This is a genomic window from Nonomuraea sp. B19D2, assembly GCF_040137845.1.
Classification (GTDB): Bacteria; Actinomycetota; Actinomycetes; order Streptosporangiales; family Streptosporangiaceae; genus Nonomuraea.
On sequence record NZ_JBEFAK010000001.1, the window covers coordinates 233,534 to 254,112 of the forward strand.

The window sequence follows — 20,579 nt, forward strand, 5'->3', positions numbered from 1 at the left end:
TGGGTGATGATCCTGGGCATCGGCGTGGACGTGGTGGACATCGCCCGCTTCGAGGCGACGCTGGAGCGCACTCCGAAGCTCAGGGAGCGGCTGTTCACCGAGGCCGAGCGGGGGCTGCCGGTGCAGTCGCTGGCGGCCAGGTTCGCCGCCAAGGAGGCCGTGGCCAAGGCGCTCGGCGCGCCGGCGGGGCTGGACCACCGGGAGGCCGAGGTGCGCCGCGGCGAAGCCGGCAAACCGGAGCTGCGGATCACCGGCAGAGCCGCGGAGGTCGCCTACGACCTCGGGGTCAAGCGGTGGCACATCTCCCTCAGCCATGACGCGGGTGTGGCCGTGGCCTATGTGATCGCGGAGGGATAGCTTCGGATCATGAGGACTGCCTACACCGCCGACCAGATCAGGGGCGCCGAGCACGAGTTGATGGCGCGGCTGCCCGAGGGCACGCTCATGCAACGGGCCGCCACCGGGCTCGCCGCCGTCTGCGCCGACCTCTTGGGCAGGGTGTACGGCAAGCGCGTCGTGCTCCTCGTCGGCAGCGGCGACAACGGCGGTGACGCGCTCTACGCGGGCGAGCGCCTGGCCAGGCGCGGCGCGTTGGTGGGCGCGATCCTGGCCGGGTCCAAGACGCATGAGGCGGGGCTGGCCGCGTTCCGCCAGGCCGGTGGGCGGGTCGCCGACCGGGCCTTTCTGGAGGGGGCGGACCTGATCATCGACGGGCTCGTCGGAATCGGGGCCTCCGGGGCGCTGCGGGAGCCGTACCGGGAGCTGGTCGAGGAGGCGAACGCCGCCCGCGGCCCGATCGTGGCGGTGGACGTGCCCAGCGGGGTGGACGCGAGCAGCGGGCGGGTGGACGGCGCGGCGGTGCGGGCGCGGGTGACCGTGACCATGGGGGCGTACAAGACGGGGCTGCTCGTCGATCCGGGCGCCGAGCACGCGGGCAGGGTCGAGCTGGTGGACATCGGGCTCGGGGCGTACCTGCCCGATCCCGACGTGGCGGCCCTGACCCCCGCAGACGTGGACGTTCTGCTGCCGCGGCCGGGCAAGGAGTCGGACAAGTACCGCAGGGGCGTGCTGGGCGTCGCCGCGGGGAGCGACCTGTTCACCGGCGCCGCCGTGCTGGCCGTGGGGGGCGCGCTGCGGGCCGGGGCGGGGATGGTGCGGTACGTGGGGCCGAGCGCGCCGGTCGCGCAGGTGCGTTCGCACTGGCCAGAGGCGGTGGTCACCGAGCTGGACCGGCCTTCGATCGACGACGTGGGGCGGGTGCAGGCGTGGGTGCTCGGGCCCGGCCTGGGCACCGGGGACTGGGCGCACGAGCTGGCCGCCGGCGTGCTCGCGTCCAACGTGCCCGTGCTGATCGACGCCGACGGGCTGACGCTGGTGGCCCGGGACCGGGCGCTGCTGAGGCGGTCCGCGCCTGTGTTGGTCACGCCGCACGCCGGGGAGCTGGCGCGGCTCACCGGCGCCGACCGCGACGACATCGAGGCGGCCCGGCTGGAGCACGCTCGGCGGGCCGCGGGCGAGCTGGGGGTGACCGTGCTGCTCAAGGGGTCCACCACGGTGGTGGCCGAGGACTCCCGGCCGGTACGCGTGAACGCCACCGGGACGTCCTGGCTGGCCACCGGAGGGACCGGGGACGTGCTGTCGGGGGTGGCGGGGGCGCTGCTCGCCCAGGGGTTGGGCTGTTACGACGCGGCGTCCTGCGGGGCGTACCTGCACGGGCTCGCCGGCCGCCTCGCGGCCGACGGCGCGCCGCTGGCCGCAGCCGACGTGGCCACGGCGATCCCCGCGGCGATCCGCGCGGTGAGCGGCACGTAAGCGCACGGCGCCGGGCGCCGGGGAATCGTTCGTCTTACGGGGTGGTCAGGGGGTGCGAATCGCGCTCGACCACGTGCGTGAGCTGCCACACTAGAAGGATGTACCACCCGATGGCCACCCCCGCCGAGGCGCGGGTCGACCTGGACACGATCAGGCGCAACGTGGCCCTGCTCAAAGAACGGGCCGGCGGCGCGGAGTTGATGGGCGCCGTCAAGGCCGACGCGTACGGGCACGGCCTGGTGCCGGCGTCCGAGGCCGTGCTGCAGGGAGGGGCGAGCCGGCTGGGCACCGCGTTCGTCAGGGAGGCGCTCGCGCTGCGGGAGGGCGGCGTGACCGCGCCGATCCTGGCGTGGCTCATCACCCCGGGCGAGCCACTGGACGAGGCGCTCGGCAACGACATCGAGCTGTCGGCCTCCGACGAGAAACTGCTCGAGGAGATCGCCGCGGCGGCACGGCGTACGGGACGCGTCGCCAAGCTGCATCTGGAGGCCGACACCGGCATGAGCAGGGGCGGCGCCCCGCTGGCCGGCTGGCCGGGGCTGCTGGATCGGGCGATGCGGTTGCGGGCCGAGGGCGTCATCGAGATCGTCGGGCTCTGGTCACACTTCGCCTGCGCCGACATTCCCGGCCACCCGTCGATCGGGCAGCAGCTGGAGGCGTACAAGACGGCGCTGAAGCTGGCCGAGCAGGCGGGCGCGGCGGGCTCCCACGTGATCAGGCATCTGGCCAACTCCGCCGCCATCGTGACCCTCCCCGAGGCGCACTACGACATGGTCAGGCCGGGCATCGCGATGTACGGCCTGAGCCCCATCCCGGAGCTGGGCGACTTCGGCCTCCGGCAGGCGATGACGCTGGTCGCACGGGTCGGGCTGGTCAAGCGGGTGCCGGAGGGTTCGGGGGTGTCATACGCTCACCTGTACGTCACCGAGCGCGAGACCACGCTCGGCCTTGTGCCGCTCGGATACGCGGACGGCATTCTCCGGCACGCGACGGGGCGGGCCGAGGTGCTGGCGGGCGGGCGGCGCAGGTTGATCGCCGGCCGGGTGTGCATGGACCAGTTCATGATCGACATGGGCGACGACGCGCTGTCGGCAGGGGACGAGGTCGTGCTGTTCGGGCCAGGTGACGGGGGCGAGCCGACCGCTCAGGAGTGGGCGGATAATCTCGGCACGATCACGCATGAGATCGTGACCAGGATCGGCTCGCGCGTGCCGCGGGTCTACGAGCACAGGCGTTCGGAGTGACGACGGGCACTTCCCGGCGGGCATGAGCGGAGAAGGATCGGGGACATGACGACGACAACACGGCGCAGGGTAGGAATCGCCGGCGCGCTCGTCGGTGCGGCTTCCGCCGGTGTCGCGGCGGCGGCGCTGGCGAAGCGCTACGCGGTCGGCCGGATCAGGCTGCGCCCCGACAATGAGGCCAGTGAGCCGTTCGGCGAGCTGCGGGGCCGGGAGCGCACGCTCATCACTTCCGATGGGAAGGCGCTGCATGTGGAGATCGACGGCCCCGAGGATGCGCCGCTGACCGTCGTGCTCTGTCACGGCTACTGCCTCAGCCTGGAGTCCTGGCACTACCAGCGCAAGGACCTGCGCGAAAACTACCGCGTCGTGCTGTGGGACCAGCGCTCCCACGGGCGCTCGCAGCGCGCGGGCGCCGACGGCAGCACGATCGACCGGCTGGGCGACGACCTGGCCGAGGTGATCGAGCGGTTCGTGCCCGGGCCGTGCGTGCTGGTCGGCCACTCCATGGGCGGCATGACGATCATGGCGCTGGCCGACCGCCATCCCGCGCTGTTCGAGGACAAGATCCGCGGGGTGGCGCTCATCGCGACCTCGGCGGGCAAGCTGGCCGAGCTCACGCTGGGCCTGCCCGCGATGGTGTCCAAGGCGGTGCACAAGATCGCGCCCACCACGGTCTCGATGCTGGGCAAGCGCGGCGCGCTGGCCGACCGCGCCCGCGACGCGGGCAGCGACATCGCGTTCCTGATCACCCGCTACATGGGCTTCGGCGACTCCAAGAACATCAGCCCGACCGTGGTCGACTTCGCCGAGTCGATGATCAGGGCGACGCCGACCGAGGTGTTCGCCGACTTCTACCCCGCGCTGATGAACCACGACAAGCTCTCCGCGCTCCACATGCTCGACCCGGTGCCCACCGCGATCCTGGTGGGCGAGCGCGACTGGCTGACCCCGCCCGACCACAGCAAGGCCATCGCGGCCGCGCTGCCGAAGGCACAGCTCACCGAGGTGCCCGACACGTCCCACCTGATCCAGTTGGAGCGGCCGGGCGTGGTGAATGACGCGCTGCGCGACCTGCTCAAGAGGGTGGAGCTGCAGTGAGGCTCGCGACCCCCGAAGACATGCGCGCGTACGGCGCCCGCCTGGCCGCGCTGCTGCGCCCAGGCGACCTGCTCGTCCTGTCGGGCGCGCTCGGCGCGGGCAAGACCACGCTCGTGCAGGGCATCGCCGAAGGGCTCAAGGTACGCGGCCCGATCACGTCGCCCACGTTCGTGATCGCCAGGGTGCATCCCTCGCTGCGCCAGGGGCCGCCGCTCGTGCACGTGGACGCGTACCGGCTGGGCGGCGACCTCGAGGTGGACGACCTCGACCTGGACGCCTCGCTGGAGGAGTCCATCACCGTCGTCGAATGGGGCGAGGGGCTGGTCGAGGGTCTGGCCGACGACCGGCTGGAGATCCACATCGACCGCGAGGCGGGCGAGGAGGCCCGTGTCGTGACCCTTCGAGGTGTGGGCCCCAGGTGGGCCGACACGCCGTCTGAACCGGCCGAAGATTAAAATCCCGGTCATTTTTCGGCAACACTGGCACCCTTGACGTACCAGGCCGACGGCATAAATCATGATCGTTGGTCAGGGATTGGCCCAGATTTTCTGGGTATCACGAGGGGCGACATCCATAGTTCTGATGGATGCTGGGTTGCAGGACGGCAAAGTGGGGTGCGGCCGGTGCTCGGGATCAGGCGAGTCGCTTACGCGGGAGCCATCGTCATGGTCGGTCTGACCGGCTGCACGGCCTCCGCCGAGACCAATCCGACGGGCACACCCACGTCCACCCCTACGTCCACCCTCACGCCCGGCGGCACGGCATCGCCGACCGGCACCGCGACGACCAGCCCGAAGCCGACCGCCACCCGGCAGACCATCTCGGTCCAGCTCAACCCCGACCGGGTCACCGCCGGCGAGACCTCCAAGGTCTGGATCCTGGCCAACTGCCCCGTCCCGACCGGCGGCCCCGCGCACACCGGCACCGGGACGTCCAGGGCGTTCGTCAACGGTGTCGTGCTCAACCCGGTCCCCGCGGCGTCGGCCACCGCCACCGCGACCGCCACGCCCGCCACCGGCGGGTCGCCCTGGGTGCGCGGCGAGGCGCAGGTCTCGGGCACGGTCCGGCGCGGCTCCTACCGGGTCGACGTCAAGTGCGACGGCACCAACGACATGGGCCGGGCCACGCTCAGGGTCGGCGCGGCCGAGCCGGTGCCGTCCACCGTGCCGAGCAAGGCGCCCAAGGCGGGCGGCGGCGGCACGTACGGGATGGACGCCACCGACGACTCCTCGATCCCGATCGGCCCCGCGGGTGTGCTCATCGGCCTGGCGCTGGCCGTGGGCATCGGCGTGGCGGTCAAGCGTCGCAGCCGGGCGTAGGCGATGGCCCGCCCTGGACGGGTGGTGCTCGCGGGTGCCGTCACGGGCCTGGTGCTGGTGGCGTTCGGCAAGGGCATGCAGACGGGCACCATCCCTGCCGCGGCCGTGGTGCCCAAGAGCATCGACATCCCCGCGATCGACCTCGAGGCGCCGCTGATGAAGCTCGGCCTGGCCAAGAACGGCGAGGTCGAGCTGCCACCGTACGAGAAGCCGAAGGTGGCCGGGTGGTACACCGGCAGCGCCGTGCCCGGCGAGAAGGGCGCCTCGGTGATCATCGGCCACGTCGACACCAAGTCGGCCCCCGCCGTGTTCTACCGGCTCAAGCAGTTACGCAAGGGCGAGACCGTCAAGGTCGAGCGCAGTGACGGCAAGGTCGTGAGCTTCAAGGTCGACTCGATCGAGCAGGTGCACAAGGACAGCTTCCCCGCCAGGCGCGTGTACGTCGAGGACGGGCTCAAGCTGGTCACCTGCGGCGGCAAGTTCGACTACGCCAAGGGCGAGTACCTGGACAACATCATCGTGTACGCCTCCCGCGCCTGAAAAACGGTTGCGCGTTCCGAGATCATGGAGGCATGAGCGCAGACACGAACCCGCCCGCGTCCGGCGTCCGGGTGCCCTGGCACGACGTGCACCCGCCGGCGCGCGCGGCGGTGGAGGAGTTCCTGGGCGGGCGCGTGGCCGAGGCGGTCACCCAGTCAGGAGGCTTCTCCCCGGCGGCCGCGGTACGACTTCGCACGGAGGACGGCAGGCGCGCCTTCGTCAAGGCCGTCGGCCCCGAGCCGAACCCCGACGCCGTCCGCATCTACCGCGCCGAGCTCGAGATCGCCGCCGCCCTGCCGGAGACCGCGCCCGCGCCCAGGCTGCTGACCGGCTTCGAGCTGGAGGGCTGGGTCGTGCTGGTCTTCGAGGACGTCGAGGGGGAGCATCCCGCGATGCCGTGGCGGCGTGACCAGCTCGACCGGGTGCTGACGGCCGTCGAGGAGATGTCGGCCGCGCTCACCCCGGCCCCGATCGACGCGCCGCCGGTCGGCGAGGTGTTCGGCTCGTCGTTCCACGGCTGGCGCGACCTGCTGGAGGAGGACACCGACGGGCTCGACCCGTGGGCGGTGCGCCACCTCGCCGAGCTGGCCGAGCTGGAGTCCGGGTGGACCGAGGCGGCGGCGGGTGACACCTTGCTCCACGCCGATGTGCGGGCCGACAACATCCTGCTCACCGATGACCGGGTCTACTTCGTGGACTGGCCGTGGGCCTGCGTGGGCGCCCCGTGGATCGACCGGTTGTGCATGTTGCCCTCGGTGGGCATGCAGGGCGGACCCGCGCCGCACGAGCTGTTCGCCGAGCCTGATCCGGCGGTGACCGCGGTGCTGGCCGCAGTCACCGGATATTTCGTGCGTCACGGCCGCCTGCCTGACCCGCCGGGGCTCCCGACGCTCAGGGCGTTCCAGCGTGCCCAGGGAGTGGTCGCGCTCGACTGGCTGAAAATCCGTACGGGCTGGGTCTGACCCGTTCGGCGGGTAGGCTAGACAGTCGTGCTGGTCCTGGCCTTTGATACCGCGACACCCGCCGTCACCGCCGCGCTCCACGACGGCGAGCGGGTGCTCGCCGAGCACACGACGATCGACGCCCGGCGCCACGGCGAGCTGCTCGTACCCACCATCGAGCGCGTCGTGAGCGAGGCGGGCGCGGCGCTGCGCGACGTGACCGCCATCGTGGCCGGCAGTGGCCCCGGCCCCTACACCGGGCTGCGCGTCGGGCTGATGACCGCGCAGGGCCTCGCCACCACGCTGGGCGTTCCCGCGTACGGCGTGTGCACCCTCGACGCGGTCGCCTACGGCAGCGGGCTTGCCGAGCCGTTCCTGGTGGCCACCGACGCGCGGCGCAAAGAGGTGTTCTGGGGGCGATACTCCGATATGCGCACCAGGCTCGACGGGCCCTTCGTCGACCGGCCCGCCGACGTGCCGGTGGAGGGGCTGCCGGTGGTGGGCGCCGGCGCCGCGCTCTACGCCGAGATCCTCGGGAAGAACGACGCGCCGCCATACCCCTACGCGGGAGCCCTGGCCGCGCTGGCCGCCGAGCGCCTCGCCGAGGGCACGCCGCTCGGCCCGCCGCGCCCGATCTACCTGCGCAGGCCCGACGCCGTGGTGCCCGGTGCGCCCAAGAAGGTGACGGCGTGAAACTCAGGCGGATGATCGAGGCCGACCTGCCGGCGGTCATGGCGATCGAACGGGCCACGTTCCCGCTCGACGCGTGGAGCGAGGGCATGATGCGCGGCGAGCTGGCCGACATGCCGCGCTCCCGCCACTACGTGGTGGCGGTCGTGGACGACGAGATCGTCGCGTACGCCGGGCTCGCCGCCGCGGCCGACCAGGCCGACGTGCAGACCATCGCGGTGCTCGAACAGCACCGGGGCACCGGCATCGGCGGCGCGTTGCTGACCGAGCTGCTGGCCGAGGCGAGCCGGAGGGGGGCGCGGGAGATCTTCCTCGAGGTACGCGCCGACAACCCGCAGGCGCAGGCGGTCTACCGGCATTACGGGTTCGAGGAGATCGGCACCCGCCGCCGCTACTACGACGACGGCACCGACGCGATCATGATGAGAAGGAAGCTTGGTGACTGACGCACCCCTGGTCCTGGGCATCGAGACCTCCTGCGACGAGACCGGCATCGGCATCGTCAGGGGCCACACCCTGCTGGCCAACACGATCGCCTCCAGCATGGACGAGCACGCGCGCTTCGGCGGCGTGGTGCCCGAGGTCGCCTCGCGCGCCCACCTGGAGGCCATGACGCCGACCGTCGAGGCCGCGCTGGCCGCGGCGGGCCTGAAGTTCTCCGACATCGACGCCATCGCCGTCACCGCGGGTCCGGGGCTGGCGGGCGCGCTGCTGGTGGGGGTGGCCGCGGCCAAGTCGTACGCGCTCGGCCTCGACGTACCCCTCTACGGCGTCAACCACCTGGCCGCCCACGTCGCCGTCGACCAGCTCGAACACGGGCCGCTGCCCAAGCCGTGCATCGCCCTGCTGGTGTCGGGCGGCCACTCGTCGCTGCTGCTCGTGCCCGACGTGGCCCAGGACGTGATCTCGCTCGGCTCGACGGTCGACGACGCGGCCGGCGAGGCGTTCGACAAGGTGGCCCGGGTGCTGGGGCTGCCGTTCCCCGGCGGCCCGCACATCGACAGGTCCGCCCGCGACGGCTCGGGCACGGCCATCACGTTCCCGCGCGGCAAGGTCGACGACGGCACGCTCGACTTCTCCTTCTCCGGGCTCAAGACGGCCGTGGCCCGCTGGGTCGAGGCCCGCGAGACGTCAGGGCAGTCCGTTCACGTGCCCGACGTGGCCGCCTCGTTCCAGGAGGCCGTGGTCGACGTGCTGACCCGCAAGGCGCTGCAGGCGTGCCGGAAGTACGACGTGCACGACCTGCTGATCGGCGGCGGCGTGGCGGCCAACTCACGGCTGCGCGCGCTGGCCCAGGAGCGGTGCGACGCGGCCGGCGTGCGCCTGCGGGTGCCCCGTCCGGGGCTGTGCACCGACAACGGCGCCATGGTCGCCGCCCTGGGCTCCGATCTGGTCGCCGCCGGGATCTCCCCGTCGACCCTCGAGATCCCCGCCGACTCGGCGCTGCCGATCACGACAGTCCACGTGTGAGCCCGTGGGGGCCCTGCAAGGCTAGAATCGACCCATGACAGATTTGGAAACTATTGTAAATATCTCTGACCCCGCGGTGCAAAGAATTATCGATGTCACCAAGCATTCGAGGTCCAGCATCAGGACCACGTTGATCGAGGACGTCGAGCCTCTCATGCAGTGCATCAGGACCGGGGTGGATTTCATTGAGATATACAGCAGCGACACCAGTCCGATCCCTGATGAGTTGCTCGAGCTGTGCAGGCGCCAGAAGATAGCGGTCCGCCTCATTGACTCGTCGATCGTCAATCAGTTGTTCAAGGCGGAGCGTAAGGCCAAGACGTTCGGCATCGCGCGTGTCCCCCGCCCCGCCAGATTCAGTGACATCGCAAAAGACGGTGGGGACGTCGTCGTTCTCGACGGAGTGAAGATCGTCGGGAACATCGGCGCGATAGTGCGGACGTCGCTCGCGCTCGGCGCTTCGGGGATCATACTTGTCGACAGCGATCTCACCAGCATCGCCGACCGGCGTCTGCTGAGAGCCAGCCGAGGCTATGTTTTTTCACTTCCCATAGTCCTCGCCAGCCGCGAGGACGCGATCGCCTTCATGCGAGACCGGGGCATGCCGTTGATGGTGTTCGATGCCGAAGGCGAACTCGAGGTGAACGACCTCGGTGACAACGAGGACCAGCTGGCTCTGGTGTTCGGCAGCGAAAAAGGCGGGCCGTCGGACCTGTTCAGTGAAGCGTCTTCTGCCTCGGTCTCGATTCCCATGATCAGCTCCACCGAGTCCCTCAATGTCTCGGTTTCGGTGGGGATTGCGCTACATGCTAGGATTCGCCGAAATTTCGCAGCCAATCGGTGACTAATTCGCGCATCAGGCGGTGACGCGCGGCATAAACGCCTTGATCACCTCGGACTCCGCGGTGAAGGAACCGCCGAACCTGCCGACCTGCCAGGCGTCGAGGGACTCCTGGTCCGCTGTGCCGTGGGCGATGAACTCGGCCAGCACCCTGGCATACCCCGGTCCGAAAGTGATGCCCTCCTCGTTGTCGCCGGTCAGCACGTGCAGTCCGGTGAAACCCGGGACCTGGCCGACGAGCGCGCGCCCGTCCGGGGTGTAGCAGGGCGCGCCGTGCTTGAGCCGTATGCTCGTGGCCTGCCCCAGGACCGGGATGAAGCTCGCCGCCTTCTCTCCGACCCGCCGCACCTGCATCACGCCGTCGAGGGGGATCTCGTCGAGACGGTCGGGGACCTCGGCATCGAGGAGGATGTCCCGTGGATAGCTCCTGTACGTGCCGCCCCACAGCAGTGCGCCGTCCTGTCCGCGGATCCAGGGGCAGGAAGGCGCCCAACGGTTTGAGCAGCTGGTTGCTCCAAGCTCCGGTCGCCAGGACCACGGAATCGCATTCCACGAGCCCGGTTGGAGTGTCGACGGCCACGACGCGTTCACCGTTGAGGCGCAGGCCGGTAACGGGTCTGCGGATGTCGATCACGCCACCCCGCGCGAGGAGGAGTTCGGCCAGAGCCGTGCCCAGCAAAGGAGGGTGAATCTGGGCGCCGTTCGGGTCGAGCAGACCTCCGACGACCCTGTCGCCGGCCACGAGGTCGTTCGTCAATTCCGCAGAAGTCCAGGGCATAACCGGCGGCGGCCGTCTCCGGCGGGTACGCCGCCCGCCCGAGAGAAAGCCGCCGCCCGCGGCACTGGTGCCCTGTCGGACATCGGCCTACTTCCTTCCCACGGTCCGCTTGATTGGCGCGCAAGGGGCGCATGGCCTGCATGCGCTCCGCGGCTGAATGGGCATTCCTGCAGTTCGATCACCCGCCACGGGACGGCTCTCCGTGGTCGGAGACCTGGTCGGCCAGCTCGGCCCGTCTCACGAGCAGCTCTCCGACCGAGGCATCCCCGCCGACCGGAGTCGCGGACGTGACCATGCCCGTGAAGTGCCGGAGAACGTTCCCCCACTGTTCGTCCGGTGCGACCGTCCTCCGCTCCAGCCGCCCCTTGCTCTCCAGCAGGATCACCGGCCGGTGCTCGGACGGAGTGGTGAACACGTGCTCCACGGTGAGCGATCCCCGGCTGCCCAGGAACTGGTACCCGGAGGCGTATCGCGTCGTCATGCCGAAGAGCAGCCGTACGTCCACATCGTCCGGTGTGGCCAGCCGCGCACCGCCGATCAGGTCCACCCCGAGGGTGTGGTCGTACCTCAGCACGGCGTCGGTCACCTTCAGGTCCGTGCCGAGGAAGTGAAGTGCCGCGCGGATGGGATAAACGCCGACGTCGAGCAATGCGCCTCCGCCGAGCTCGGGCTTGAGCCGGATGTCCCCCGGAGGGCGCGGCGGCACCGCGAAGGCGGCCGTGAACCCGCGTACCTCGCCGATCTCGCCCCCGGCCAGCAACCGACGCACCTCGGCATGTTGCGAGTGGTGAACGAAGGCGAAGTTCTCCATGAGCGTCAGCTTCCTGGCCCGTGCCAGTTTGACCAGCCGGTGAACCTCCTCGCCGCCAGTGGCCAGGGGCTTCTCGGCGAAGACGTGCTTGCCCGCCAGCAGGGCACGCTCGATCCACCGGGTGCGCAGTCCCGCGGGCAAGGGCACATAGACGGCGTCCACGTCGTCCCGCTCCAGCAGCCGCTCGTACCCCGTGACGGGCGTGCCCCCGAAGCGTTCGGCGAACGCCCGCGCTCTGGAGGGCGATCGGCTGGCCAGCGCCACCAGCTCGGCGCCCGCCACGCGGGCCAGCGCGGGCAGGAACCGGCGATCGGCGATGTCGGCGCAGCCGAGCACCCCGAAGCGCACGCTGTCAGACAATGTGGACCCCGGGCACGTACATGATCCACTGACCGCCGTGTTGCCTGAACGCCTGCTCCTTGGCCATGATCTCCTCGGCGTGGTTCCAGGCGAAGAGCAGGGCGTAGTCCGGGTAGGGGTCGGCGAAGCTCTCCGGAGCGAGCACGGGAATGTGGGACCCGGGAGTCAGCCGTCCCTGCTTGCCCGGCGTCGAATCGCAGATGTACGGGATCAGGTCAGGCCCGATGCCGCAGTAGTTCAGGATGGTCGCGCTCTTGGCCGTCGCGCCGTAGCCGACCACCCGGCGGCCCTCATCGCGGAGCCGGGCGAGCAGTGTCACCAACTCGTCACGGATGTCCGCGGCCCGCCGCGCGAAGTCATCGAAGACGGAGAAGTCGACGGGCTCCGACGCACGCAGCCTGCCCACCTCCGGGCCGACCACACGCCGGCCCGGGCGGCTGATCGTGTAGCGAATCGTGCCACCGTGCACGGGCAGGTGCTCGATGTCGGACAGCTCCAAGCCGTGCAGCTGCACCAGCGCCTGCACCGACCGGACCGAGAACAGGTAGAAGTGCTCGTCGTAGATCTGGTCGAAGGCGGTCTGCTCGAGGATGTCGCCCAGGTACCGGTCCTCGATCACGAAGACTCCGTTCTCGGCCAGGAGCTTGTCCACGCCGCGGAAGACGGAGTCGAGATACGAGATGTGGCTCACCGTGTTGGCCGAGTAGATGACGTCTGCCTGCCCGTCCCTGGCGAGGATGGTCCCGGCCGTCGTCTCGTCGAAGAAGTCGACCTGGACCCGCACTCCGCACTCGGCGGACGCCTCGGCGGCGCCGCCGGACGGATCGACTCCGAGGTGCCGGATCCCGGCCTCGCTGATCGTCTTCAGCATGACGCCGTCGTTGCTGCCGATCTCCACGATGAACGGATCGCGGCCGGACAGCTCGGTTGCCAGAAAGCGCCGGGCGACCGCCTCGAAATGCTTGCGCATGAGGGCCGACCCGGAGGATCGGTAGGGATAGTCGGCGTGGAACATCTTCTGCCGCGGGATCTCCTCCGCCTGCTGCACCATCATGCAGGACTCGCAGACCCCCACCTGTAGCCGATAGAGGAACTCGTTCTCACGCGCGGACGGTAGGAGGAAGGCGTCAGAGATGGGCTGAGGCCCCAAGTCGAAGAATTTGCTGACATTTCCGGAACAGATGCGGCATTTCACGACTGTCTCCTAGGAAAGCGCGAAGAGGTTGAGCTTGTAGCTGTCACGGTTCCTTCCGCCTCCCGCCAGCCCCCATCCGACCCGGTGCAGCGTCGGCAGCCTCTTGCTGACGGCCGGGGGCAACTGGGCCAGGTTGCACGATTCCAGCAGCGTGGCGCCGACATCCCACCGCTCCACCTCGGCGGGGTCGTCGCACACCCAGCTCATCGTGACGTTGGCCCGCCTGGCCACGTCGCGGGCGCCGAGGAATTCGACCATGGTGCGCCCGAACGTGTCCAGGGCGAACCGGGCGCCGGGAAAGCGCTCGCTCATCCGCCGCACCAGCGAGCGGACCTGCTCCTCCTCCAGGTAGACGAGCACCGCTTCCGAGACGAAGAAGTACGGCCCAGGCCGCTTCGCCACCTCCGCCAGCCACGAGTCGTCCAGCACGGAGGCGGCCACGAGCGCGCGCCGGTCGGACTCCTCGAAAAAGCGGCGGCGCAATGCCATCGAGTCGGGCAGATCCAGGTCGATCCAGTGCACGCTGCCGTTGTCCACCCGCTCGAACCGGGCGTTCAACCCGGCGCCGATCTCGACCACGGTGCCGGAAGGGTGCTCCTTGAGGAAGACTCCCACCCACTCGTCCAGGACGGCGGTACGAAGCGCGCAGGCGAACAGAGAGTGGGGATTGGCATCCAGACTGGCGAAGTCGTAGTCGATCGCCGCGACCATCTCCACTGCCTTGGGGTCGTGCAGAACACCGCGGGGTTTCGCGGTCTCCACGGCTCTGCCGTACAGGGGGATGAGCATGGTCTCCTGGATCGTGCTCAGCTTCACCAAGGTGTTCTCAGACATGGGAGAGCCTTTCGACGGAGCCCGACAGGCTGTGCAGGCATGCGACCAGACTGCGTGACTGGATGTTGAGGTAGTTGCTGTGCCGGAGGAGATCGACCAGTTGCGCCAGCGTCATCCAGCGGAAGGCCGGCCCTTCGAGGCCCTCGGCCGACGGCACCTCGACGACGAGGTAGCGCGTGCGGGTCTGATAGAAGCGCCCACCCTCCTCCGACAGCGTTACGTCGAGCCTGATCTGGTCGGGGTGGGTCGACAGCACCTCGGCGACGAACGGCGGCAGCCGCTCGTGGTTCCTGGGCGTGCATTGCACGGTCGGTGCCAGCTCGATCACGTCCACGTACCCGGGCTCGACCCGGGCCTGCATGAGGGCGTGCAGCACGCCGTCGATCCTGGTGACGATCAGCGCCGCCAGCCCCGGCTCGACAGCCGAGATCATGGGCTGCATCCACCGATCGACTTCGCGGCCGGCCGCGGTGACGTTCACCCCGACCACCTCGAAGAACAGGCCGCGCTCATGGGAGATACGCCCGTCGGTGCGGCGCCATTGCGTCAGCCGGTTGATGGGCACACGCCTCGCGGTGATCCGGGTGAGGGAGCGGAGTTCGGTGATCCAGCTCAGGATCGTGTTCGTGCCGTGCCGGCTGTGGGCGTCCCCGTCGTAGGAGCGGATCAGGGCATCCTGGAAGCTGTCGGCGGGCGGCGAGAACGAGGGCAGCAGGCCGGTCCCGGCGAACGGCAGGCAGGACAGCACCGTCCGCGTGTCCATGTTCACCAGATCATCTCTTCCGAGCAGCTGGTGCAGCTCGCCCAGGGTGAGCCAGTGGAACCCGTCCAGGACCTCGACGTCCTCGCGGACCTCCACCACCATGTTGCGGTTGCGCTTGTGGTAGAACCAGGCGCCCTGCTCGGACTGCCGGACGTCGGCGATGACGAGGTGACCCTCGGTCCTGCGGAAGTAGTCCAGGTAGGGCACCTCACGCCCGCCGTGTAACCGCGTGTAGTTGCTCCGAGTGGCCTGGACCGTGGGGGAGAGCTGGGTTCCGTTGTGGTTGCCCGGCTCGGCCTTGGCCTGCATCAGGCAGTGCAGGACCCCGTCGAACTCCTTGACCAGGATGCCGAGCACGCCGATCTCCGGCTGGTGGATGATCGGCTGGTCCCAGTGAGAGATCGGGCGATCGGGCACGTGGATGTCGAGGCCCTCGATGGTGTAGAAGCCGCCGCTCTCATGCCCGATGTTGCCGGTGACCGGATCGGTGTCCCACCCCTTCAGCTCTTCCAGCGGGATCGGCTCCACGTGCATGGAGCCGATCCGATGGCGGGCTTCGTACCAGCTGTGGAAGTCCTCCAGGTCCGACCGGGTGAGGACGGATTCGGCTATCCGCCGCGATATCACCGCGACCTCCTGGCGATGGATTCACGCAGCGCGGTGACGACCGTCTTCAGGTCTGTGTCGCTCAGGGCCTGGTGCAGCGGCAGGCAGAGGGTCCGGGCCGCGGCCTGCTCGGCCCCGGGCAGAGGCCGGTCGGCGCCGTAGATCGCGACCTTGTGGAGCAGCGGGTAGCGGAACGTCGTGTAGACGCCCCGCTCGTACAGGTCGCGGGCGACGGCGTCACGCAGTTCCGCGGGCAGCTGTACCCAGTAGAAGTAGTGGGAGCCCTCGTGCCCGGCCGGCAGCGGCGGGGGCAGCTCCAGCCCGTCGATGCCGGCCAGCTCGCGGTCGTAGTAGTCGACCACGAATCGGCGGCGGCGCAGGAAGTCGGGCAGTCTGCCCAGCTGGACCCCGCCGATCGCGGCAAGCACGTCGTTCATGATCGAACGGCGGGAGAAGGAGGAGACCTCGATCTCCCACCAGCGGTTGGCGCTCTTCTCCGCCTGGGAGAAGCCGGTGAAGTGCTCCAATCCGAGATAGGCCAGTTTCGCGGCGCGTTCGGCGAGCTCGGCGTCCCTCGCGTAGAGCATTCCGCCGTCCACCGCCACAGCGATCTTCCCGTGATCGAAGCTCCACAGCCCGATGTCGCCGAAGGTTCCGCAGGCTCGGCCGTCCACTCGGGAGGCGATGGCGTTGGCGGCGTCTTCGATGAGGTGGATTCCGCGCCGTCGGCACAGCTCGGCGATCGCCGCGATCTCGCCGGGATATCCGCCGAAGTGCAGCACCAGTACGGCCTTGGTGGCCGGGGTCAGCGCCGCTTCGATGTCCGCCACTGTCGGGTTGAGCGTCCGCTCCGCGACATCGCAGAAGACCGGACGGGCGCCGTGGGCGGCGATCGCGTTGGCCGCGCTGACGAAGCTCACCGTCGGCAGCACCACGTCGTCACCGGGGCCGAGCCCCAGCAGTTGCACGGCCAGAAAGGTCGCCTCGGTGCAGGAATTGACCGAGGTCACGTGTTCGGTGCCGACACCGATGTGTTCGGCGAAGGCCTGCTCGAACTGCTCCACTCTCCGGCCCTTGCCGATCCAGTTGCTCTCGAAGACCTCCTTGACCGCCGCGAGCTCCGCCTCGCCCAGCATCGGCTGAAAGACGTTGATCATTTTGCCTCCGCGAGCACCTTCTCGATCTGGTCGGCGGCGAGCTCACCGCCACCGGAGTCATGCAGGGCCTGCCGCATCGCCGCGGCACGTGCCGTGGTCTCCTCGTCGCCGAGCAGCCGCTCCACGGCCGCTCGCAGCAGGTCGCCCCGGATCTCCTCGGGTTCGAGCACGTAGCCGAGGCCCAGCTCCTTGACCCGCTGGTGGATGTCCACCAGCGGGGTGACGGGCGCCACCACGATCGGCCGTCCCCAGTGGAAGGCCTCCATCACGCTGCCCAGCCCGCCGTGGGTGACCAGCACGCGGGCGTGCTCCAGCACCCGCAGGTGCGGAACCCAGCGGTGCACCTCGACATTGGGCGGCAGCGGTCCGAGGGTGGCAGGGTCCACTCCCTCTCCCAGCGAGATCACCACGTGCAGCGGGGCGTCGGCGAACGCCTCGATGCAACCTCGGAAGAAGCCGGGGTGGGCGTTGTAGACGGTGCCGAGCGAGATCAGGATCACGGGCAGCCCGTTGCCCGGAGGCTGCCATTCGCCGAGGAAGGACCGTGTGCCCAGGCACGGCCCCACGAAAACGTAGCGGGGGTCCGCCTCGCCCTTGTGGAAGGAGCGGGGCAGGAAGACCAGGTTGTGCTCCTCCACCGGGGTCCTGAGGTAGTCCTCGATCGCCAGGTCGATCCCGTGGGCCCGCAACACCTCGGTCATCTTCGCCCGTGTGTCGGCGAAGGCCGAGGGCGCCGCCTGCCGGGTGCGGGGCCTGCCGCCGCTGGTGTTCTGCGCCCAGAACTGCCTGGCGTAGACGGGCGTGGGGATCGTCTGCACGGCGGGCACCGCCCAGGACCCGGCCAGCATCCGGCCGGGACCTGAGGCCATCTGGTCGTAGACCACCGCGTCCGGCGGGCCGCCGGGCAGCCCTTCCCGCGCCGCGGCCACGATGGCCGCGGTCTCGGTGACCATCAGCTCGAAACCCTTCATGGGGTCGGACTTGGCCAGCATCGCGGACAGGTCGCTGGCGGCCATCTCCGAGGGATAGCGGATGGGGTGTCCGCCCGCGCCCCGCACCGCCTCGGCGTACTTGTCGGCGATCAGATAGCTGACCCGGTGCCCCCGCCGGGCCAGCTCCTCCACCACTCCCAAGGTGGGAAGGACGTGGCCGTGCACAGGCATGGCCACGAAGGCGATGTGATGCCCCATCGGACTCTGTCTCCCTACCACGTGACCAACAGCTCGCGCGGGTACTGGTTGAAAAGATTGGCGTTCATCGGCACCTGCCCGACGTCCACGGCCGGGGCGAGGCCCGGCCATCGCGCCAGCAGCCGCCCGAAGCCCTCCTGCAGCTCCACCCGCGCCAGCGGGGCGCCCAGGCAGAAGTGCCGTCCGTAACCGAAGCTCAGGTGGTGCCGGGCCGCGCCGCGGCTGAGGTCGAACTCCTCCGGCCGTTCGAGGTGCGCCTCGTCACGGCCGGCGGAGTCGACCGAGATCAGTACGGCGGAGCCGGCCGGAATGGTGACTCCGCCCAGCTCGACGTCGGCGGTGGTGTACGTCTTGCCGGCGAACCCGGTCCCGGACTGGGCGTAGCGGAGGATCTCCTCCACCGCCGGCACGATGAGCGCGGGATCCTTGGCCAGCTTCGCCAGCTCATCCGGATGCTGGAACAGCGCCAGGAACCCGTTGCCGAACTGGACGGCCGCGGTCTCGTAGCCGGCGACGGTCATGAGCATGACGGTGGTGCACCGTTCCTTCTCGGACAGCCCGGCCTGCCGCAGGTCGGCGAGCGGACCCTCGTCGACTCGCGCGACCAGTTCGGACGCGGCGCCGTGCAGGTGCCGCATCGCCTCGCCGAAGGCGGCCATGGACGCTCCCGCTCCCCGCAGCGCGCGGGCCCAGGACTCGAATCCCGGCCGCAGGTCAGGCGGCACCCGGAACAGCCGCAGGATGACCTTGAGCGGCAGGTTGAAGGCGAACGCCGCCATCAGGTCCACGGGCGCGGGCAGCCCCGCCATCTCGTCGAGCACGTCCTCGACCAGCTCGCCGATGGGACCTCGCATGGTCTCGGCCTGTCCCGGGCTGAAGACGGCCCCGACCGTGCGCCGCCAGCGCAGGTGCGCCTCCGGGTCGGCGATGGACAGGCCGAAGTCGAACGGCCCGTCGCCGGCGGCCCGCTCGCGGTCCTCCCGGCGGCTGAAGCGCTCGTCGGCGAAGACCTGGCGCACGTCGTCGTGGCGGGTCACCAGCCAGGCGGTGGCGCCGTTCCGCAAGGCCACCTGGCTGACCGGCGCGTTGCGGCGCAGCCACACGAACTCCTCTGGCAGCTCGAAGGGGCATTTCCTGGCGAACGGATAAGAACGCATCAAGTCCTCCCGTGGTACTGCGTGTAGGGCAATCCGCTGACCGTCTGGGAGAAGGGGTCGCTGGTGACCCGCATCGCCGCGGCGTCGACGCGGAGAGGGTCGGCCGCCAGCGCGCCGAGCGCCTCCGCGATCTGATAGCGGGCGCTGGTCGCGCCGAGGCAATAGTGCGCGCCCTTGCCGAAGGTGAACGTGGTGGTCCTGCCGCGGGCCGGGCAGAAGCTCTCCGGGTCGGCCACGCCGGCGGGGTCGTTGTTGACGGCTTGGACGTCCACCACGATCGCGGTGCCGGGCTCGAGCCGTACGCCGAGGCAGTCGCAGTCCTCGGTGGTCCAGCCATGGATCGTCAGGAAGGGCGGATGGATCCGCATCGCCTCCTCGGCCACCTGCTCGACCGCGACCTCGCCCCGCGTGACCGTGTCCAGCACCTCGGGCCGGCCGAGCAGCGCGTGGCAGCCGACAGCGAGGCCGGTCGTCACCTGGGGTACCCCGGCCGCCAGCAGCTGACCGATGAGGGCGACCTCCGCCCACGGATACGCGGCGGGCGCGCGCAGGACCTTCATGAGGGGCACGTCCTGCGCTCGGCCGAGGGCGGACCGCAGGAACACCAGGGCGCTCTCGAACGCCTGCCCGGCCCGTTCCCCCAGCTCCCGCTCGCCGCGGAATCGCTTCCGAACGGCGAACATGAGCACGTGGTAGACCTTGGCCAGCGTCGCCCAGTCCTCCTCGGCGAAGCCCATGAGGGCGAAGGTGCTGTCCAGGCAGTAGGGCGCCACGAAATCCTCGACCAGATTCCCGCTGCCGAGCAGCCGGGCACGCCTTTCGGCGGCAATCTTGCCGAGGACCGGGCGGAAGCCGGCCAGCGGACCGGCGTTGTAGACCCTGCGGAGCTCTGGGGAGACTTCGGGGTGATTGGCCCCGCGCAGATACCACAGATTGAAGAACCGCGACACGGACGGGACCTCGTCCGTGTGATCGGTGTCCGCGACCCCGTTGGCGGGCAGCGTGCCGACGTGTGGATCTCGCAGCACGATGTCCGCGAGCGCCTGCGTGCGCACCAGCCACTGCCGGGTTTCCTGGTCCCACTCCAGCCCATCGGGCAGCGCCATCGCTCACGGCCTCCGCAGTTCTGCGGGCAATGGTGAATCCTCTCGTCATGAACTCGCCTGGTGACGTCGAAGGTGGCGACGTCCGGCCACTGCCGCTCGTCCCGGTTGGCCGACCCGACCATGAGCACCAGCAGGCTTCCGGCCGGCACGCGGGCGGCGCCGATCGTGGCCTCCTCCCTGACCAGCCGGCCCAGTGCCTGGGTGGAGGAGTCGTACCGCAGTCCCTCCTCGACGGCCCGCGGCACCAGGTCGCTCTCCTTGCGCAGGAGCGCGTACTGGTCCGGCCGGGTGAGCAGGGCGTTGGCCAGGGTGGAGAAGCTCAGCACGAGCCCCTGGTGGGGCACCATCGAGATCATCAGCGCCGCGCCGAGCACGGACTCCAGATGGCGCCTGAGGTCTTCCCGCATGGGGTTGGCGGCGAGATACCCCAGGAAGTCGTCCTTCGGCTCCCGCAGCCGGTCCACGGCACGCTGGGCGAACAGCCGGCGGATGTCCGCAGCGATGGCGCGCCGCCGTTCCTCGTCGAGGTCCTGCTCGTAGCCGCTGTCCACCCAGGCGCTGAAGACGGGCAGTTCCTGCGGGCTCACCCCCATCAGGCCGGCCAGCAGGCCGGTGACGACGGGCTTGGCGTAGTCGCCCACCAGATCGACGGGGCCGCCTCCGCCGG

21 protein-coding genes and 1 pseudogene are annotated in these 20,579 nt (G+C 70.1%); 13 read left to right on the forward strand and 9 right to left on the reverse strand.

The window, feature by feature from the left end:
• Positions 1-6 precede the first annotated feature (6 nt).
• The 12 genes from ABN273_RS01300 to nshR all read left to right on the forward strand — a co-directional run bounded on the left by ABN273_RS01300 (position 7) and on the right by nshR (position 9,958).
• Positions 7-357: a holo-ACP synthase gene (locus ABN273_RS01300; protein WP_349446714.1), complete on the forward strand. Its 351-nt coding sequence runs from the start codon at positions 7-9 to the stop codon at positions 355-357.
• A 9-nt stretch (positions 358-366) separates the two neighbouring features.
• A complete protein-coding gene (locus ABN273_RS01305; protein ID WP_349446715.1) occupies positions 367-1,812 on the forward strand; it encodes an NAD(P)H-hydrate dehydratase in 1,446 nt (481 codons plus the stop codon).
• 110 nt (positions 1,813-1,922) lie between these two features.
• Complete coding sequence (alr, locus tag ABN273_RS01310) at positions 1,923-3,056, forward strand: alanine racemase (RefSeq protein WP_349447166.1); 1,134 nt, start codon at positions 1,923-1,925, stop codon at positions 3,054-3,056.
• 45 nt (positions 3,057-3,101) lie between these two features.
• Complete coding sequence (locus tag ABN273_RS01315) at positions 3,102-4,154, forward strand: alpha/beta fold hydrolase (protein WP_349446716.1); 1,053 nt, start codon at positions 3,102-3,104, stop codon at positions 4,152-4,154.
• The gene (gene tsaE, locus ABN273_RS01320) at positions 4,151-4,609 is read left to right on the forward strand and encodes a tRNA (adenosine(37)-N6)-threonylcarbamoyltransferase complex ATPase subunit type 1 TsaE (protein ID WP_349446717.1); all 459 of its coding nucleotides are present in this window, start codon (positions 4,151-4,153) and stop codon (positions 4,607-4,609) included. Before ABN273_RS01315 ends, tsaE begins: the two co-directional genes overlap by 4 nt.
• Before the next feature lie 210 nt (positions 4,610-4,819).
• Positions 4,820-5,473: a hypothetical protein gene (locus ABN273_RS01325; protein WP_349446718.1), complete on the forward strand. Its 654-nt coding sequence runs from the start codon at positions 4,820-4,822 to the stop codon at positions 5,471-5,473.
• Between the two features lie 3 nt (positions 5,474-5,476).
• Positions 5,477-6,013: a class F sortase gene (locus ABN273_RS01330; protein WP_349446719.1), complete on the forward strand. Its 537-nt coding sequence runs from the start codon at positions 5,477-5,479 to the stop codon at positions 6,011-6,013.
• Positions 6,014-6,045: 32 nt separating this feature from the next.
• On the forward strand, positions 6,046-6,975 hold the full coding sequence (locus ABN273_RS01335) for an aminoglycoside phosphotransferase family protein (protein WP_349446720.1): 930 nt from the start codon (positions 6,046-6,048) through the stop codon (positions 6,973-6,975).
• A 27-nt stretch (positions 6,976-7,002) separates the two neighbouring features.
• Positions 7,003-7,647, forward strand: a complete 645-nt coding sequence (tsaB, locus tag ABN273_RS01340) for a tRNA (adenosine(37)-N6)-threonylcarbamoyltransferase complex dimerization subunit type 1 TsaB (protein ID WP_349446721.1) — start codon at positions 7,003-7,005, stop codon at positions 7,645-7,647.
• Positions 7,648-7,658: 11 nt separating this feature from the next.
• Positions 7,659-8,090: a ribosomal protein S18-alanine N-acetyltransferase gene (gene rimI / locus ABN273_RS01345; RefSeq protein WP_349447167.1), complete on the forward strand. Its 432-nt coding sequence runs from the start codon at positions 7,659-7,661 to the stop codon at positions 8,088-8,090.
• Positions 8,083-9,114 (forward strand): tRNA (adenosine(37)-N6)-threonylcarbamoyltransferase complex transferase subunit TsaD, encoded by a 1,032-nt coding sequence (tsaD, locus tag ABN273_RS01350; protein WP_349446722.1) that lies wholly within the window; start codon positions 8,083-8,085, stop codon positions 9,112-9,114. Before rimI ends, tsaD begins: the two co-directional genes overlap by 8 nt.
• Before the next feature lie 34 nt (positions 9,115-9,148).
• Positions 9,149-9,958, forward strand: a complete 810-nt coding sequence (nshR, locus tag ABN273_RS01355) for an NshR/TsnR family 23S rRNA methyltransferase (RefSeq protein ID WP_349446723.1) — start codon at positions 9,149-9,151, stop codon at positions 9,956-9,958.
• A 12-nt stretch (positions 9,959-9,970) separates the two neighbouring features.
• Here nshR and ABN273_RS59345 read toward each other — a convergent pair.
• From ABN273_RS59345 to ABN273_RS01400, 9 genes and pseudogenes are all read right to left on the reverse strand, one after another.
• Positions 9,971-10,733: pseudogene (locus ABN273_RS59345) on the reverse strand (NAD(P)/FAD-dependent oxidoreductase).
• Between the two features lie 178 nt (positions 10,734-10,911).
• Positions 10,912-11,892, reverse strand: a complete 981-nt coding sequence (locus ABN273_RS01365) for a Gfo/Idh/MocA family protein (protein WP_349446725.1) — start codon at positions 11,890-11,892, stop codon at positions 10,912-10,914.
• A 4-nt stretch (positions 11,893-11,896) separates the two neighbouring features.
• Positions 11,897-13,099 (reverse strand): methyltransferase domain-containing protein, encoded by a 1,203-nt coding sequence (locus ABN273_RS01370; protein ID WP_349446726.1) that lies wholly within the window; start codon positions 13,097-13,099, stop codon positions 11,897-11,899.
• A gap of 9 nt (positions 13,100-13,108) precedes the next feature.
• The gene (locus ABN273_RS01375) at positions 13,109-13,933 is read right to left on the reverse strand and encodes a class I SAM-dependent methyltransferase (protein WP_349446727.1); all 825 of its coding nucleotides are present in this window, start codon (positions 13,931-13,933) and stop codon (positions 13,109-13,111) included.
• Positions 13,926-15,323 (reverse strand): NDP-hexose 2,3-dehydratase family protein, encoded by a 1,398-nt coding sequence (locus ABN273_RS01380; RefSeq protein WP_349446728.1) that lies wholly within the window; start codon positions 15,321-15,323, stop codon positions 13,926-13,928. Before ABN273_RS01380 ends, ABN273_RS01375 begins: the two co-directional genes overlap by 8 nt.
• Complete coding sequence (locus tag ABN273_RS01385; protein WP_349446729.1) at positions 15,320-16,459, reverse strand: DegT/DnrJ/EryC1/StrS family aminotransferase; 1,140 nt, start codon at positions 16,457-16,459, stop codon at positions 15,320-15,322. The genes ABN273_RS01380 and ABN273_RS01385 overlap by 4 nt, the downstream gene beginning before the upstream one ends.
• The gene (locus tag ABN273_RS01390) at positions 16,456-17,649 is read right to left on the reverse strand and encodes a macrolide family glycosyltransferase (protein ID WP_349446730.1); all 1,194 of its coding nucleotides are present in this window, start codon (positions 17,647-17,649) and stop codon (positions 16,456-16,458) included. Before ABN273_RS01390 ends, ABN273_RS01385 begins: the two co-directional genes overlap by 4 nt.
• Positions 17,650-17,663: 14 nt before the next feature.
• Positions 17,664-18,806, reverse strand: coding sequence for a cytochrome P450 (locus tag ABN273_RS01395; RefSeq protein WP_349446731.1), 1,143 nt, complete (start codon positions 18,804-18,806; stop codon positions 17,664-17,666).
• Entirely contained in the window at positions 18,806-19,912 is a 1,107-nt protein-coding gene (locus ABN273_RS01400; protein WP_349446732.1) for a cytochrome P450, read from the reverse strand. Before ABN273_RS01400 ends, ABN273_RS01395 begins: the two co-directional genes overlap by 1 nt.
• 60 nt (positions 19,913-19,972) lie before the next feature.
• Here ABN273_RS01400 and ABN273_RS01405 point away from each other — a divergent pair, with 60 nt between their 5' ends.
• Positions 19,973-20,452 (forward strand): hypothetical protein, encoded by a 480-nt coding sequence (locus tag ABN273_RS01405; protein WP_349446733.1) that lies wholly within the window; start codon positions 19,973-19,975, stop codon positions 20,450-20,452.
• Positions 20,453-20,579: the final 127 nt, after the last annotated feature.